The sequence below is a fragment of the Serratia sp. CY82433 genome, assembly GCF_052166535.1.
GTDB lineage: Bacteria > Pseudomonadota > Gammaproteobacteria > Enterobacterales > Enterobacteriaceae > Serratia > Serratia sarumanii.
Window position 1 is genome coordinate 1 of the sequence record NZ_JBJNOR010000010.1, and the last position, 14,850, is coordinate 14,850.

Below are 14,850 nucleotides of genomic sequence, written 5' to 3' on the forward strand. Positions count from 1 at the left end.
GATTGTCTGATAAATTGTTAAAGAGCAGTGAGTTAGGCGCTTTCGCTTGCTAACTCGAGGTGGCGTATATTACGCTTTCCTCTTTCAGAGTCAACCCTAATTTTCAGGATTTTTTCTCTGCGACCCCCGGATACTCTGTGAAGTTGTTCACATGTTCCGTGTCGATGGAGGCGCATTATAGGGAGTTCCTCGCAGGCCGCAACAGGTATTTTCCGCAAAAACGATCGTTCGCTGCATTCCACAGCAAAACCCCGCCTTATACCCACTTGCACACAGTGTTATCCACAGATGCGATTTGCACGGAAAATTTACGAGCGCCACGCAAACGTTTTCGCTACAATTCCCCGCGACGAAACGATCCCCCTTTTTATGGGGGCGTTACCTGAATATGCGCCTGCCCCTCCCTTTATAAGGCAAAAACCTTTCCTTATAGAGAGAACGAGGTGGACATTCACGTAACGCTCTTTAATTGCGACTCAAAGCCAAGGGATAAAACCATGCAACAACCTCGTCCAATCCGCCGGGCCCTGCTCAGCGTGTCTGACAAAGCCGGTATCGTTGAATTCGCCGAAGCGCTTTCCCAGCGCGGCGTTGAACTGCTCTCCACCGGCGGTACCGCTCGCCTGCTGGCAGACGCCGGTCTGCCCGTTACCGAAGTTTCCGACTACACCGGCTTCCCGGAGATGATGGACGGACGAGTAAAGACCCTGCACCCGAAAGTTCACGGCGGTATTCTCGGCCGCCGCGGGCAGGACGACGCCGTCATGACTCAGCATGACATCAAGCCTATCGACATGGTGGTCGTCAATCTGTACCCGTTCGCCCAAACCGTGGCGCGCCCGGATTGCTCGCTGGAAGACGCGGTCGAGAATATCGATATCGGCGGCCCGACCATGGTGCGCTCCGCCGCCAAGAACCATAAAGACGTCGCCATCGTGGTGAAGAGCAGCGACTACGCCGCCATCATTACCGAGATGGACAACAACGACGGCTCGCTGCGCTATGCCACCCGCTTCGATCTCGCCATCAAGGCCTTCGAGCACACCGCCGCCTACGACAGCATGATCGCCAACTACTTCGGCGCGCTGGTGCCGGCGTACCACGGCGAGACCGAGCAGCCGTCCGGCCGCTTCCCGCGCACCCTGAACCTCAACTACATCAAGAAGCAGGATATGCGCTACGGTGAGAACAGCCACCAGCAGGCCGCCTTCTATATAGAAGAAGAGGTAAAGGAAGCGTCCGTCGCGACCGCCGAGCAGCTGCAGGGCAAGGCGCTGTCTTATAACAACATCGCCGATACCGACGCCGCGCTGGAATGCGTGAAAGAGTTCGCCGAGCCGGCCTGCGTGATCGTCAAACACGCCAACCCTTGCGGCGTGGCGATCGGCGACGACATCCTGGCCGCCTACGAGCGCGCTTACCAAACCGACCCGACCTCCGCCTTTGGCGGCATCATCGCCTTTAACCGCGAGCTGGATGCCGCCACCGCGCAGGCGATCATCAGCCGCCAGTTCGTGGAAGTGATCATCGCGCCAAACGTCACCCAGGAAGCGCGCTCCCTGCTGGCCGCCAAGCAGAACGTGCGCGTGCTGGCCTGCGGCCAGTGGCAGCAACGCGTGGCGGGGCTGGACTTCAAGCGCGTCAACGGCGGCCTGCTGGTGCAGGATCGCGATCTGGGCATGGTAACCGCCGCCGATCTGCGTGTGGTATCCGAGCGTCAGCCGACCGAACAGGAACTGCGCGACGCGCTGTTCTGCTGGAAAGTGGCCAAGTTCGTGAAATCCAACGCCATCGTCTATGCACGTGACAACATGACCATCGGCATAGGCGCCGGCCAGATGAGCCGCGTTTACTCCGCCAAGATCGCCGGCATCAAAGCGGGCGATGAAGGGCTGGAAGTGAAAGGATCCGCCATGGCCTCCGACGCCTTCTTCCCGTTCCGCGACGGCATCGATGCCGCGGCGGCGGTCGGCATCACCTGCGTGATCCAGCCGGGCGGCTCTATCCGCGACGACGAAGTGATCGCCGCCGCCAACGAACACGGCATCGCCATGATCTTTACCGACATGCGTCACTTCCGCCATTAATTCCTTTTGCCGCGTGCGCTTCGGCGCACGCCATTCGTGGAGCCCCTGATGAACATTTTGATTATCGGCAATGGCGGGCGCGAGCACGCGCTGGCCTGGAAAGCCGCCCAGTCTCCGCTGGCGGACAAAGTCTACGTTGCGCCGGGCAATGCCGGCACCGCGCTGGAAGCCAATCTGGAAAACGTGGCGATCGCCGCCACCGACATCCCTGCCCTGGTCGCTTTCGCCCAGAGCCATGACATCGGTCTGACCATCGTCGGGCCGGAAGCGCCGCTGGTGATCGGCGTGGTCGATGCCTTCCAGGCCGCCGGTTTGAAAATCTTCGGCCCGTCGCAGGCCGCCGCGCAGCTCGAAGGCTCCAAAGCCTTCACCAAAGATTTCCTGGCGCGCCACCGCATCCCGACCGCCGAATATGAAAACTTTACCGACGTGGAGCCGGCGCTGGCCTATGTGCGCCGCAAAGGTGCACCGATCGTCATCAAGGCCGATGGCCTGGCGGCCGGTAAAGGCGTGATCGTCGCGATGACGCTGCAGGAAGCGGAAGAGGCGGTGCGAGACATGCTGGCCGGCAATGCCTTCGGCGACGCCGGTCATCGCATCGTGGTGGAAGAGTTCCTCGACGGCGAAGAAGCCAGCTTCATCGTGATGGTCGACGGCGAGAACGTGGTGCCAATGGCCACCAGCCAGGACCACAAACGCGTCGGCGACGGCGACACCGGCCCGAACACCGGCGGCATGGGGGCTTACTCCCCGGCGCCGGTCGTGACCGACGAAATCCACCGGCGCGCTATGGATCAGGTGATCTGGCCGACGGTGCGCGGCATGGCGGCGGAAGGCAACACCTACGTCGGCTTCCTGTACGCCGGCCTGATGATCGCCGCCGATGGCCAGCCGAAGGTGATCGAATTCAACTGTCGTTTTGGCGATCCCGAAACCCAGCCGATCATGCTGCGCCTGCGCTCCGATCTGGTGGAGCTGTGCCTGGCGGGTGCCGAAGGCCGCCTGAACGAGAAAAGCTCCGACTGGGACGAACGCCCTGCGCTCGGCGTGGTGCTGGCGGCCGGCGGTTATCCGGGGGACTATCGCAACGGCGAAGTGATCCAGGGATTGCCGCAGCAGGAAAACGCCGACGGCAAGGTCTTCCACGCCGGTACACGCCTGCAGGGCGATGATGTCGTCACCAGCGGCGGCCGCGTGCTGTGCGTAACGGCGCTGGGTGACACCGTGGCGCAGGCGCAGCAACGCGCCTACCAGCTGGCGGAAGGCATTCAATGGCCGGGCAGCTTCTGCCGCAAAGATATCGGTTATCGCGCGATTGCGCGCGGCAAGTGATTTGGCCGTCTAAGGTCATGATGGGAGGCTCCGCAGCGCGGGGCCTTTTTTACAGCTGGTCTTCTTTCGGTTCCCAGCTGCAGAAGTCGTCGTTCGCCACCAGCAGCAGTTCGCTGCCTTCGGGCGCTTCCAGCCAGGCGACGCTCACCGGCCGGCTACTGCTGCGGGCGCGTTTCTCGATCCAAACGATGGAGGCGGCATCCAGCCCCGGTTTCATGCGTTGGCCGTCGCAGGTTTGCACCTCGCCCTGCATCCAGTGCCCCTGCAGCAATTTCACCTTGCCGGCGCGCAGCGCATTGCTCACTTCAAGGATCCGCCGCGCCTGATATTGGTACAGAGCGATTTCATCGCTGGTCAGCGGTTCGCGGCGTGTCGCCAGCTGGCGCTGCATAAAGCTCACCGTGCCGTCGTCGGCAAAGCGCAGCTGAATGGAATCTCGATCGCCGTCGGCGTCGTTGCGTTTGATTTGGCGCAGCACGTCGCCCTGATAGGTGTACAGCGTGGTGATGGTACCCGGACCACGGTAAGGGCTGTAGACGCTGACCAACACCTGCGGACGATGTTGCTCATCGTCTTTACGCCACAGGCGTATCACACCCTGATCGGCCACGAAGCCGCTGGCGGTAAAGCTGGGGATATCGGAATGGAAACTGCAGGCACTCAGGCCGACGGCGATGCCAACGGCCATGAGCGCCCGACGAGCAAACAAAAGGGGCGCCATCGCCCCCCTGTTTATTCTTTTCACCGAGGCGCGGTCTTATTTAACAGCGTCTTTCAGTGCTTTGCCAGAAACGAACGCAGGCACGTTGGCTGCTGCGATTTTGATTTCTTTGCCAGTCTGTGGGTTGCGGCCAGTGCGCTCGCTACGATGGTTTACTTTGAAAGTACCGAAGCCAACCAATTGTACTGCATCACCTTCTTTCAGAGACTCAGTAATAGCAGCCAGGGTGGATTCCAGAGCCAGTTTAGCTTGTGCTTTGGAAAGGTCAGCCTTGTCCGCGATTACATCAATCAGTTGAGTCTTGTTCATAAGTTATCCTTACAGTGTGTTTATCGTTTGCAAAGCATCGAGTGCGACGGATATGCCGATTGACAGCACTCTCCTGCATACACGCACCGATAGCCACTTTTTTTACGCCCCCCAAATGTAGACCAGACAGGGTGCGGATGTGAAGCCTTAAGGCATGACAAATCAGGCGTTAAATCACGTTTTGTTGCCTTATTGCGCTAAATTTATCCCGATGTTGCTGACACCGGCCTCTCGCAGGTCGGATCGCAGCCCCTTGATCAGGTCTATATCGCGCTCTTCACAGGCGTCCAACAGGCGGAAAATTTCCCATTGAATGTCCCATTCTTCCTCTACCGCAGGCAAACTTTCCAACTCTTCGTCGGTCATTTCCTTACCGGCTTGGGTCATTTCCAACATCGCCACGGTGCGAATCGATGTTTCGCTGATGGCAATGGCGTGCTCCAGCGTCTCCCCGCCGAGCCGCGAATGGATCAGTTCCCCTAATGCGATACAGGCATCAATTGCCGGGTAAACGCCGTAAAGATCGTAATCTTCCGCCGACGGAATCGCCTCTTCCAACTTCTCGAGCTGGCTGTCGAAGTTGACCTTGGCGTCCTTCACCACCAGCGTTTCCCACACCAAATCCAGAATGCGGCGATAAACCGCCGGATCGCCGAACTCGGTCTGTTTGCAGAACATCTGGTAATTCGGGTACATACGCTCGCACAAACTGGCCATAAAGGTCAAATGTTGCCAGGCCTCGAGCCGTTCAAGACGTAAATGAATCGGGTTACGTAGCATGCTTTACTCTCTTACGCGTTATCTGCGGCGCAGTGTACCCGAAATCGCTCATGGCGACACCTCCGGATGCTGCTGCAACCAACGCTGAAACGCCGGACGGCGCGACGCGATGGCGTCGGCCCAGCGGGTCGGCTCCGGTAATCGGTAGCCCGCCATGCAGCGTTGCACCCACGCCAGCGCGCTGTCGGCGCTCACGCGATGGCCGGTAGAGATGAACAGCGGGTTGCAACGCGCCTTGCTGCGCCACACCCAGCCCAGCGGTTCACCCTTATCTTCCAGCGGCGCCAGCGCGCCGACGGCGGCTTCCAGCGGCGCGAATTTGCCGCACAGGCGCTTCTTGGCCACGCCGATGGTCGGCACATCGACCAGGAGGCCGAAATGGCTGGCGACGCCGAGACGCCGCGGATGCGAAATGCCATGCCCATCGACGAAGATCAGCCCCGGTTTCTGCTGCAGCTGCCCCCAGGCGGCCAACAGCGCCGGGTATTCGCGAAACGACAGGAAGCCCGGGATGTAGGGCATGACGGTGGCGATGCGCGCCACCTGATACTCCACCAGCTCCAGCGACGGATAGCGCAGGATGGCGATGGCGGCGCGCGTCACCGCCCCTTCTTGCTCGAAGCCCACGTCGGCGCCGGCGATGAAGGCCGGCGGTTCGGCCGGCAGATCGTCGTAGCGAATGACTTCAGCCGCGCGCCGCAGCTGTTCGGCGCGCAGGGCCGCCATATCGGTCACATCGAATCCTTAACGGTGGTATTTCGCCGAGTGCGCGTGCACCGCCTCGACGAAGGCGCCGGCGTGCTCCGGCGGCACATCCTGATGGATGCCGTGGCCCAGGTTGAACACATGGCCGTTGCCGTGGCCGAAACCGGCCAGAATGGTCTCCACTTCTTCCGCGATGCGCGCCGGAGAGGCATACAGCATCGACGGATCCATATTGCCCTGCAGCGCCACTTTGTCGCCGACGCGCCGACGCGCGTCGGCGATGTCGGTAGTCCAATCCAGCCCCAGCGCATCGCAGCCGGTGGCGGCCATCGCCTCCAGCCACTGCCCGCCACCTTTGGTGAACAGCGTCACCGGCACGCGGCGGCCGTCGTTTTCACGCAGCAGCCCGTCGACGATCTTGTGCATGTAGTGCAAAGAGAACTCGCGGTAGTCGCGCCCGGTCAGCACGCCGCCCCAGGTGTCGAACACCATCACCGACTGCGCGCCGGCTTTGATCTGGGCATTGAGATACAGGATCACGCTGTCCGCCAGCTTGTCCAGCAACAGATGCAGCGTGGCCGGTTCGGCATACATCATCTTCTTCAGCTTGGTGAAGGCTTTGCTGCTGCCGCCTTCGACCATATAAGTCGCCAGCGTCCACGGGCTGCCGGAGAAGCCGATCAGCGGCACTTCGCCCTTCAGCTCGCGGCGAATGGTGCGCACCGCGTTCATCACATAGCCCAGCTCCACTTCCGGATCGAACACCGGCAGCTTGTCGACGTCGGCGCGGCAGGTAACAGGGGAGCTGAAACGCGGGCCTTCGCCGGCTTCAAAGTACAGGCCGAGCCCCATGGCGTCGGGAATGGTGAGAATGTCGGAGAACAGGATGGCGGCGTCCAGCGCATAGCGGCGCAGCGGCTGCAGCGTGACCTCGCAGGCCAGCTCCGCGTTCTTGCACAGCGACATGAAATCACCGGCCTGGGCGCGGGTCGCCTTGTACTCCGGTAAATAACGACCGGCCTGGCGCATCATCCATACGGGGGTCACATCCACCGGCTGGCGCAACAGCGCGCGCAGGTAGCGATCGTTCTTCAACTCAGTCATTTATGGGGCTCCCTTAATAATCTGCCGGCCATTGTACATTATTCTGCCCGGCACAGCGCCACGGTGTCCTCAATCAACCGTCGCGCCACGGTGCCGGGCGGCGGCAACAGCGGCAATTGGTCGTAGCGATACCAGCCAGCGTTGAGCAGCTCCTTGGGATCGTGACGAATTTCCCCCTGATGGTAATCGGCCATAAAGGCCATCATCAGCGAGTGCGGGAACGGCCAGGGTTGTGAAGTGACGTAGCGCAGGTTCTTGATTTCGATATTGCTCTCTTCCATCACTTCGCGCGCTACCGCCTGCTCCAGCGTTTCGCCCACTTCGACGAAGCCGGCCAGCACCGTGTGGATACCGCCGCGATGGCGCACGTGTTGCGCCAGCAGGATCTGATCCTCGCGCCGAATGGCGACGATCACGCAGGGTGCAATCTGCGGATAGTAGCGCTCTTTGCAGTGGCCACACAGGCAGGCGCTCTCGCTGCGGCTGAGGTGCATCTCATGGCCGCAGTAGCCGCAATAGCGATGTGAACGGTAGAAATCCGCCAGCTGCACGCCGCGCCCGGCAAGCTGAAACAGACCGCGATCCAGATCCAACAGCTGACGCACCGAGCCCATCTCCCGCGGCATCGCCTGGCGCACCAGCCAAACCGGCGCCCCCGCCCACTCACCGATGGTGCGCGCCATACGGCCCTGCAGCCCGAGGGTGGCGGCCGTCCCCGACGGCAATTCACCGTTCGGTAACCAAAGTTTGCTTTCATGGCTGACGATCCACCAGCCGTTTTCATTGCCCGTTAATGCAAGTTCCATATCGTTGTTGCACAACCTCAGCTTCACTGGCACTCTACGAATCGGCTTTGTTACATTTTAATAACTTACCGGTTACTTTTATTACTTACACGGAGTCAAACATGCTCAACCGTTTGGAAAGGCTGACTCAGCGCGTTGGCGGTAGTAATGAATTAGTTGATCAATGGCTTCAGGCCCGCAAGCAGTTGCTGGTCGCCTACTGCACGCTGGTAGGCCTCAAACCGAATAAAGAAAAGCATACGCCGCTGAATGAAAAAGCGCTGGAGAACTTTTGCCACAACCTGGTGGATTACCTCTCCGCAGGGCATTTTCATATCTATGACAGAATTATCAAACAAGTGGAAGGCGCAGCCAGTCCGAAAATGTCGCTGGCGGTGAACATCTACCCCAAGCTGTGGGCCAATACCGAACAGATCATGGCGTTCCACGATCGCTATACCGAAGTGGATATCGATCAGGAGGTTTGTCTGGAATTCCACCAGGCCTTGTCGGATATCGGCGAAACGCTGGCGGCGCGCTTTGCGCTGGAAGATAAGCTGATCCTGCTGGAGGCGGAAGCCGCGCAGCAACCGCAGCCGGATCCGGCGCGTTAAAATTTTATAGTTTTTTTTCTTATCCCTCCTATACTGGGGGGCATCTTGTCGGAGTGCCTAGCGCCTGATTTGTTCATCGAATCAGCCAGGCTGAGACCGTTAATTCGGGATCCGCGGAACCTGATCGGGTTAATACCCGCGAAGGGAACAAGAGTAATCTATCGCCACAGGCACGGCCTTCCCCTTGCGGGCGCCCTGCCTTATCGGCCACCATCATTACTCCCTCCGAGCTCCAGACAAGCAACTTTCCCAACCCAACACACTGGTAGGAACTTGCTATGTCTAACGTTAATCCACCGCGCGCCCGTAAAGCGCAACGCGAAGCCGCCCAGCAGTTTATCGACACCCTGCAAGGCATGGCTTTCCCGAACTCACGCCGTATCTATCTGCAAGGCTCGCGCAGCGATATCCAGGTGCCGATGCGCGAAATTCAGCTCAGCCCGACCCTGCTCGGCGGCAGCAAAGACAATCCGCAGTATGAACCCAACGAGGCGATCCCGGTGTATGACACCGCCGGCCCGTACGGCGATCCGCAGGCCAAGCTCGACGTGCACGCCGGTCTCGCCAAACTGCGCGCCGGCTGGATTGACACGCGCGGCGATACCGCCACCCTCAGCGGCGCCAGCTCCGGCTTCACCCAACAGCGGCTGGCGGACGAGGGGCTGGATCACCTGCGCTTCGAACATCTGCCGCTGCCGCGCAAGGCGCTGCCGGGCAGGCGTGTGACCCAGCTGCACTATGCCCGCGCCGGTATCGTCACCCCGGAGATGGAGTTCATCGCCATCCGTGAAAACATGGGGCGCGAGCGCATTCGCGGCGAGGTGCTGCGCCACCAGCACCCGGGCCAAAGCTGGGGCGCCAACCTGCCGGACAACATCACGCCGGAGTTCGTGCGCCATGAAGTGGCCGCCGGCCGCGCCATCATTCCCGCCAACATCAATCACCCGGAGGCGGAGCCGATGATCATCGGCCGCAATTTCCTGGTGAAGGTGAACGCCAATATCGGCAACTCGGCGGTCACGTCGTCGATCGAAGAAGAGGTGGAGAAGCTGGTGTGGTCCACCCGCTGGGGCGCGGACACCGTGATGGATCTCTCTACCGGCCGCTATATTCACGAAACCCGCGAGTGGATCCTGCGCAACAGCCCGGTGCCCATCGGCACCGTGCCGATCTACCAGGCGCTGGAGAAGGTCAACGGCGTGGCGGAAAACCTCACCTGGGAGATGTTCCGCGATACGCTGCTGGAACAGGCGGAGCAAGGGGTCGACTACTTCACCATCCACGCCGGCGTGCTGCTGCGCTACGTGCCAATGACCGCCAAACGCCTGACCGGCATCGTGTCGCGCGGCGGCTCGATCATGGCCAAATGGTGTCTGTCGCACCATCAGGAAAACTTCCTCTATCAGCATTTCCGTGAAATCTGTGAGATCTGCGCCGCCTACGACGTTTCGCTGTCGCTCGGCGACGGCCTGCGCCCCGGCTCGATTCAGGACGCCAACGACGAAGCCCAGTTCGCCGAGCTGCATACGCTGGGCGAGCTGACCAAAATCGCCTGGGAATACGACGTGCAGGTGATGATCGAAGGCCCGGGCCACGTGCCGATGCAGATGATCCGCCGCAACATGACCGAAGAGCTGGAACACTGCCACGAAGCGCCGTTCTACACCCTCGGCCCGCTGACCACCGATATCGCCCCGGGCTATGACCATTTCACCTCCGGCATCGGCGCGGCAATGATCGGCTGGTTCGGCTGCGCCATGTTGTGTTACGTCACGCCGAAAGAACACCTCGGCCTGCCGAACAAAGAGGACGTCAAGCAGGGCCTGATCACCTACAAGATCGCCGCTCACGCCGCCGATCTGGCCAAAGGCCATCCGGGTGCGCAGATCCGCGATAACGCCATGTCCAAGGCGCGTTTCGAATTCCGCTGGGAAGATCAGTTCAATCTGGCGCTCGATCCGGCCACCGCCCGCGCCTATCACGACGAAACCCTGCCGCAGGAGTCCGGCAAGGTCGCCCACTTCTGCTCGATGTGCGGGCCGAAATTCTGCTCGATGAAAATTTCGCAGGAGGTGCGCGACTACGCCGCCGCCCAGGAAGCCGCCAAGCCGATCGAAGTGCAGCTGACCGGCATGGAGAAAATGTCCGCCGAGTTCCGCGCCCGCGGCAGCGAGCTGTATCACAGCGCCGGCACCCTGCAAGAGGAGACAAGCAATGACTGATATCACGACCCCCTTCCCGGCTACGCCCCACAAACTGGGGCTTTACCCGGTCGTCGACAGCGTGGAATGGATCGCTCGCCTGCTGGAGGCCGGCGTCACCACCATCCAGCTGCGCATCAAGGATCTGCCTGACGAGCAGGTCGAAGCGGATATCGCCGCCGCCATCGCGCTGGGCCAGCGTTATCAGGCGCGGCTGTTCATCAACGACTACTGGCGGCTGGCGATCAAGCACGGCGCTTACGGCGTGCATCTGGGCCAGGAGGATCTCGATACCACCGATCTGGCGGCCATTCACCGCGCCGGGCTGCGGCTGGGCGTATCCACCCATGACGACGCCGAGCTGGCGCGCGCGCTGGCGGTGAAACCTTCCTACATCGCGCTGGGGCACATCTTCCCTACCCAGACCAAAGACATGCCTTCGGCGCCGCAGGGGCTGGCGGAGTTGAAACGCCATATCGCCGGCCTGGCGGATTACCCGACGGTGGCGATCGGCGGGATCAGCATCGATCGCGTACCGGCAGTGCTGGCGTGCGGCGTCGGCAGCGTGGCGGTGGTCAGCGCCATCACCCAGGCGCCGGACTGGCGCGCGGCGACGGCCGAGCTATTGCGGCTGATCGAAGGCGAGGATCCGAACGATGCTTAACGATCAGGAATTCCTGCGCTACAGCCGCCAGCTGCTGCTGGAGGACGTCGGCCCGGAAGGCCAGGAGAAACTCAAGCGCGCCACGGTGCTGATCGTCGGTTTGGGCGGGCTCGGTTCCCCGGCTTCGCTGTATCTGGCCGCCGCCGGCGTCGGTACGCTGCTGCTGGCCGACGACGACCAGCTGCATGTCACCAACCTGCAGCGGCAAATCCTCTACCGCAGCGCCGATACCGCCACCGGCAAGGCGGCGCTGGCGCAACGCCACCTGCAGGCGCTGAACCCGTTGGTGGAATCCATCCCGCTGGCGCAGCGGCTGCAGGGGCAAGCGCTGCGCGACGCGGTCGCCCGCGCCGATCTGGTGCTGGACTGCTGCGACAATATGGCGACCCGTCATGAGGTCAATGCCGCCTGCATCGCCGCCGCCAAGCCGCTGATCAGCGGCAGCGCGGTCGGTTTCAGCGGCCAGCTGCTGGTGCTCGAGCCGCCCTATGCGCACGGCTGCTACGCCTGCCTGTACCCGGAGCAGGAAGAGCCGCAGCGCAACTGCCGCACCGCCGGGGTGCTCGGCCCGGTGGTGGGCGTGATCGGCACTCTGCAAGCGCTGGAAGCCATCAAGATGCTGGCCGGTATGCCTTCCTCCCTCAACGGCAAGCTGCGGCTGTTCGACGGCAAGCAGCAGAGCTGGAGCACGCTGCAACTGAGCCAGGCCCGCGCCTGCCCGGTATGCGGAGGCGCGGCATGAAGATCCGTCTGAACGACCAACCGCTGGAGCTGGCGCAGCCGCTCAGCGTCGCCGCCCTGCTGACCCAGCTGGAACGCCACCAGCCGGGCACTGCGCTGGCGATCAACCAAACCATTATCCCGCGCGCCGACTGGGCCGACCATCAGGTGCAGGACGGTGACGACATTTTGCTGTTTCAAGCGATCGCCGGAGGCTGACATGCTGAAAATCGCCGATACCACTTTTACCTCGCGCCTGTTCACCGGCACCGGCAAGTTCGCCACCCCGGCGTTGATGCTGGAGGCGCTGGCGGCCTCCGGCTCACAGCTGGTGACCATGGCCATGAAGCGCGTCGATCTGCGCGGCGGCAACGACGCCATTTTGGCGCCGCTGCAGCAGCTGGGCGTAAGGCTATTGCCCAACACCTCCGGCGCCAAAACGGCCGCCGAAGCGGTGTTCGCCGCCCGGCTGGCGCGCGAAGCGCTCGGCACCCACTGGGTGAAGCTGGAGATCCATCCCGATGTGAAATACCTGCTGCCGGATCCGATAGAAACGTTGAAGGCGGCGGAAACGCTGGTGAAAGACGGTTTTGTGGTGCTGCCCTACTGCGGCGCCGATCCGGTGCTGTGCAAACGGCTGGAAGAGGTGGGTTGCGCGGCGGTGATGCCGCTCGGCGCCCCTATCGGCTCCAACCGCGGTCTGCGCACCCGTGACTTCCTCGAGATCATCATCGAGCAGGCCAAGGTGCCGGTGGTGGTCGACGCCGGCATCGGCGCGCCGAGCCACGCGCTGGAAGCGATGGAGCTGGGCGCCGACGCGGTGCTGGTGAATACCGCCATCGCCGTGGCGCGCGACCCGGTGCAAATGGCACGGGCGTTTCGCCTGGCGCTGGAGGCCGGCGAGCTGGCGCGCAGCGCCGGATTGGGTGCCAGCCAGCGCGGTGCGGCCTCCTCCAGCCCGCTGACCGCCTTCCTCAGCCAACCAGAGGAGGCGCAGTGATGGGCGACGATTTCAGTAGCCGCTGGCAACAGTTGGATTGGGACGACATTACGCTGCGCATCAACGGCAAAACCGCACGCGACGTGGAACGCGCGTTGAACGCCGACAAGCTGACGCGCGACGACTTTATGGCGCTGATCTCCCCCGCCGCCGCGCCGTATCTGGAACCGCTGGCGCAGCGCGCGCAGCAGCTGACCCGTCAGCGCTTCGGCAACGTCGTCAGCTTCTATGTGCCGCTGTATCTTTCTAACCTGTGCGCCAACGACTGCACCTATTGCGGCTTTTCGATGAGCAACCGCATCAAGCGCAAAACGCTGGACGCGGCGGAGATCGCACGCGAGTGCGAAGCCATCAAGGCGCTGGGGTTCGAGCACCTGTTGCTGGTCACCGGCGAACATCAGAGCAAGGTTGGCATGGACTATTTCCGTCAGCACATTCCGGCGATCCGCCGCCACTTCAGCTCGCTGATGATGGAAGTGCAGCCGCTGGCGCAGGACGAGTACGCCGAACTGAAAGCGCTGGGCCTGGACGGCGTGCTGGTGTATCAGGAAACCTACCATCCGGCCACCTATCTGCAGCACCATCTGCGCGGGCAGAAGCAGGATTTTCATTGGCGCCTGGCCACGCCGGATCGCCTGGGGCGCGCCGGGATCGACAAGATCGGCCTCGGTGCGTTGATCGGCCTGTCCAACAGCTGGCGCACCGACTGCTACCTGCTGGCGGAACATCTGTTCTACCTGCAGCAAACCTACTGGCAGAGCCGCTACTCGATCTCGTTCCCGCGTCTGCGCCCCTGCGCCGGCGGCATTGAGCCGGCGTCGATCATGAGCGAGCCTCAGTTAGTGCAGCTGATCTGCGCCTTCCGGCTGTTCGCGCCGGACGTTGAGCTGTCGCTGTCTACGCGTGAATCGCCGTACTTCCGCGATCACATGATCCCGGTGGCGATCAACAGCGTCAGCGCCGGATCCAAGACGCAGCCCGGCGGCTATGCCGACGACGTGCCGCCGGAGTTGGAACAGTTCGAGCCGCACGACGGCCGCACGCCACAGCAGGTCGCCGAGGCCATCAGTAACGCCGGGCTGCAGCCGGTGTGGAAAGACTGGGACGGTTATCTGGGACGCAGCACGCAATAAGCGGCAACGTTTACCGCCGCGTGAAGAAAACGCTGGAGCGGCCGCGCAATGCCGAACGCCGGCGCTGGCGCCGGTTACCTCCCCGGCTATAGTGACCTTGCCGACCGCCAAACCCGGCGTCGGCCGGGGCCGTCACCCTCTCGATGGCCCCGCCTTATCCCATCCCGGATCGCGCCGGAGCTTCTCTTGCGCGACGCCGGGCCCTCGTCCGCGGCAACGCGCATATGGCGTATCGCGGCCGGTAAGGGCGTACGGGCAGATTGCCTTGTCGGCTAATGGGCAGTCAGAAAGATGGCATAACGATGTGCGGCACTCACTCAGGAGTGATACTCATAGAGCGCTGTGGCGGCAGAAAAGTGGGAACGAGGATAAGAAGGTACAGCGACGAAGAGAGATTCGAGTGGTCATCCCCGGTGCTGCCATTGGCCCTGGTGTTGGCCGCGGATCTTTTTGCCGCCTGCTCCCTGCTTACGGACAAGAGCAGGCGGTTTATTTTGTGAGACTGGCACCCCCCCAGGACGCGAATCACACAGTATGTGCGCTAATTAACCATACAAACGATTAAATGTGAATGTCTTTTGAGTGTTTTTTTATTTAGCATCGAGTGTATTTTGAGTTTGACAAGCAAAATCAAACTGATATCGCTGCAACCCCCAGTCATCATCTATAATCCAGCACGGGTCCTCGCGCAGGTT

15 protein-coding genes and 1 riboswitch are annotated in these 14,850 nt (G+C 61.8%); of the genes, 9 read left to right on the top strand and 6 right to left on the bottom strand.

The window, feature by feature from the left end:
• The first annotated feature begins 497 nt into the window (after positions 1-497).
• Both purH and purD read left to right on the top strand, forming a co-directional pair.
• Positions 498-2,087 carry a bifunctional phosphoribosylaminoimidazolecarboxamide formyltransferase/IMP cyclohydrolase gene (gene purH, locus ACJ8PI_RS24175; protein WP_126193123.1) on the top strand — a complete coding sequence of 530 codons (1,590 nt, stop codon included), beginning with the start codon at positions 498-500 and terminating at the stop codon, positions 2,085-2,087.
• A 48-nt stretch (positions 2,088-2,135) separates the two neighbouring features.
• Positions 2,136-3,419, top strand: coding sequence for a phosphoribosylamine--glycine ligase (purD, locus tag ACJ8PI_RS24180; protein ID WP_164134902.1), 1,284 nt, complete (start codon positions 2,136-2,138; stop codon positions 3,417-3,419).
• Between the two features lie 49 nt (positions 3,420-3,468).
• On the opposite strand, the gene ACJ8PI_RS24185 is transcribed toward purD, so the two are convergent.
• The 6 genes from ACJ8PI_RS24185 to nudC all read right to left on the bottom strand — a co-directional run bounded on the left by ACJ8PI_RS24185 (position 3,469) and on the right by nudC (position 7,844).
• Positions 3,469-4,140: a DUF1481 domain-containing protein gene (locus ACJ8PI_RS24185; RefSeq protein WP_077791454.1), complete on the bottom strand. Its 672-nt coding sequence runs from the start codon at positions 4,138-4,140 to the stop codon at positions 3,469-3,471.
• A gap of 36 nt (positions 4,141-4,176) precedes the next feature.
• Positions 4,177-4,449 carry a nucleoid-associated protein HU-alpha gene (gene hupA, locus ACJ8PI_RS24190; protein WP_004929874.1) on the bottom strand — a complete coding sequence of 91 codons (273 nt, stop codon included), beginning with the start codon at positions 4,447-4,449 and terminating at the stop codon, positions 4,177-4,179.
• Between the two features lie 189 nt (positions 4,450-4,638).
• Positions 4,639-5,229: a YjaG family protein gene (locus tag ACJ8PI_RS24195; RefSeq protein ID WP_025160203.1), complete on the bottom strand. Its 591-nt coding sequence runs from the start codon at positions 5,227-5,229 to the stop codon at positions 4,639-4,641.
• Between the two features lie 48 nt (positions 5,230-5,277).
• Positions 5,278-5,964, bottom strand: coding sequence for a deoxyribonuclease V (gene nfi, locus ACJ8PI_RS24200; protein ID WP_161727360.1), 687 nt, complete (start codon positions 5,962-5,964; stop codon positions 5,278-5,280).
• 9 nt (positions 5,965-5,973) lie between these two features.
• The gene (gene hemE / locus ACJ8PI_RS24205; RefSeq protein ID WP_033636735.1) at positions 5,974-7,038 is read right to left on the bottom strand and encodes a uroporphyrinogen decarboxylase; all 1,065 of its coding nucleotides are present in this window, start codon (positions 7,036-7,038) and stop codon (positions 5,974-5,976) included.
• A 38-nt stretch (positions 7,039-7,076) separates the two neighbouring features.
• Positions 7,077-7,844, bottom strand: coding sequence for an NAD(+) diphosphatase (nudC, locus tag ACJ8PI_RS24210; protein WP_033638644.1), 768 nt, complete (start codon positions 7,842-7,844; stop codon positions 7,077-7,079).
• A gap of 101 nt (positions 7,845-7,945) precedes the next feature.
• On the opposite strand from nudC, the gene ACJ8PI_RS24215 reads away from it, so the two are divergent.
• The 7 genes from ACJ8PI_RS24215 (at position 7,946) to thiH (ending at position 14,155) form a co-directional block, all read left to right on the top strand.
• Positions 7,946-8,437 carry an Rsd/AlgQ family anti-sigma factor gene (locus ACJ8PI_RS24215; RefSeq protein WP_033636734.1) on the top strand — a complete coding sequence of 164 codons (492 nt, stop codon included), beginning with the start codon at positions 7,946-7,948 and terminating at the stop codon, positions 8,435-8,437.
• A 39-nt stretch (positions 8,438-8,476) separates the two neighbouring features.
• Positions 8,477-8,601: riboswitch (TPP riboswitch) on the top strand.
• Positions 8,602-8,715: 114 nt separating this feature from the next.
• Positions 8,716-10,659, top strand: a complete 1,944-nt coding sequence (gene thiC / locus ACJ8PI_RS24220) for a phosphomethylpyrimidine synthase ThiC (protein ID WP_060439656.1) — start codon at positions 8,716-8,718, stop codon at positions 10,657-10,659.
• The gene (thiE, locus tag ACJ8PI_RS24225) at positions 10,652-11,302 is read left to right on the top strand and encodes a thiamine phosphate synthase (RefSeq protein ID WP_033655322.1); all 651 of its coding nucleotides are present in this window, start codon (positions 10,652-10,654) and stop codon (positions 11,300-11,302) included. Before thiC ends, thiE begins: the two co-directional genes overlap by 8 nt.
• Positions 11,295-12,044, top strand: a complete 750-nt coding sequence (locus ACJ8PI_RS24230) for a HesA/MoeB/ThiF family protein (protein ID WP_041037142.1) — start codon at positions 11,295-11,297, stop codon at positions 12,042-12,044. Before thiE ends, ACJ8PI_RS24230 begins: the two co-directional genes overlap by 8 nt.
• The gene (thiS, locus tag ACJ8PI_RS24235) at positions 12,041-12,241 is read left to right on the top strand and encodes a sulfur carrier protein ThiS (protein WP_016929423.1); all 201 of its coding nucleotides are present in this window, start codon (positions 12,041-12,043) and stop codon (positions 12,239-12,241) included. Before ACJ8PI_RS24230 ends, thiS begins: the two co-directional genes overlap by 4 nt.
• A gap of 1 nt (position 12,242) precedes the next feature.
• Positions 12,243-13,022: a thiazole synthase gene (locus tag ACJ8PI_RS24240; RefSeq protein WP_049234639.1), complete on the top strand. Its 780-nt coding sequence runs from the start codon at positions 12,243-12,245 to the stop codon at positions 13,020-13,022.
• Complete coding sequence (gene thiH, locus ACJ8PI_RS24245) at positions 13,022-14,155, top strand: 2-iminoacetate synthase ThiH (RefSeq protein WP_049195587.1); 1,134 nt, start codon at positions 13,022-13,024, stop codon at positions 14,153-14,155. Before ACJ8PI_RS24240 ends, thiH begins: the two co-directional genes overlap by 1 nt.
• The last annotated feature ends 695 nt before the right edge of the window (positions 14,156-14,850 follow it).

Bases quoted from the DNA above. Each gene is read 5' to 3' on its own strand.
- ACJ8PI_RS24195 (WP_025160203.1), bottom strand. From the start codon at position 5,229: ATGCTACGTAACCCGATTCATTTACGTCTTGAACGGCTCGAGGCCTGG.
- purD (WP_164134902.1), top strand. From the start codon at position 2,136: ATGAACATTTTGATTATCGGCAATGGCGGGCGCGAGCACGCGCTGGCC.
- ACJ8PI_RS24215 (WP_033636734.1), top strand. From the start codon at position 7,946: ATGCTCAACCGTTTGGAAAGGCTGACTCAGCGCGTTGGCGGTAGTAAT.
- ACJ8PI_RS24230 (WP_041037142.1), top strand. From the start codon at position 11,295: ATGCTTAACGATCAGGAATTCCTGCGCTACAGCCGCCAGCTGCTGCTG.
- ACJ8PI_RS24185 (WP_077791454.1), bottom strand. From the start codon at position 4,140: ATGGCGCCCCTTTTGTTTGCTCGTCGGGCGCTCATGGCCGTTGGCATC.
- thiH (WP_049195587.1), top strand. From the start codon at position 13,022: ATGGGCGACGATTTCAGTAGCCGCTGGCAACAGTTGGATTGGGACGAC.
- nudC (WP_033638644.1), bottom strand. From the start codon at position 7,844: ATGGAACTTGCATTAACGGGCAATGAAAACGGCTGGTGGATCGTCAGC.
- thiE (WP_033655322.1), top strand. From the start codon at position 10,652: ATGACTGATATCACGACCCCCTTCCCGGCTACGCCCCACAAACTGGGG.
- thiC (WP_060439656.1), top strand. From the start codon at position 8,716: ATGTCTAACGTTAATCCACCGCGCGCCCGTAAAGCGCAACGCGAAGCC.
- hupA (WP_004929874.1), bottom strand. From the start codon at position 4,449: ATGAACAAGACTCAACTGATTGATGTAATCGCGGACAAGGCTGACCTT.
- thiS (WP_016929423.1), top strand. From the start codon at position 12,041: ATGAAGATCCGTCTGAACGACCAACCGCTGGAGCTGGCGCAGCCGCTC.
- ACJ8PI_RS24240 (WP_049234639.1), top strand. From the start codon at position 12,243: ATGCTGAAAATCGCCGATACCACTTTTACCTCGCGCCTGTTCACCGGC.
- hemE (WP_033636735.1), bottom strand. From the start codon at position 7,038: ATGACTGAGTTGAAGAACGATCGCTACCTGCGCGCGCTGTTGCGCCAG.
- purH (WP_126193123.1), top strand. From the start codon at position 498: ATGCAACAACCTCGTCCAATCCGCCGGGCCCTGCTCAGCGTGTCTGAC.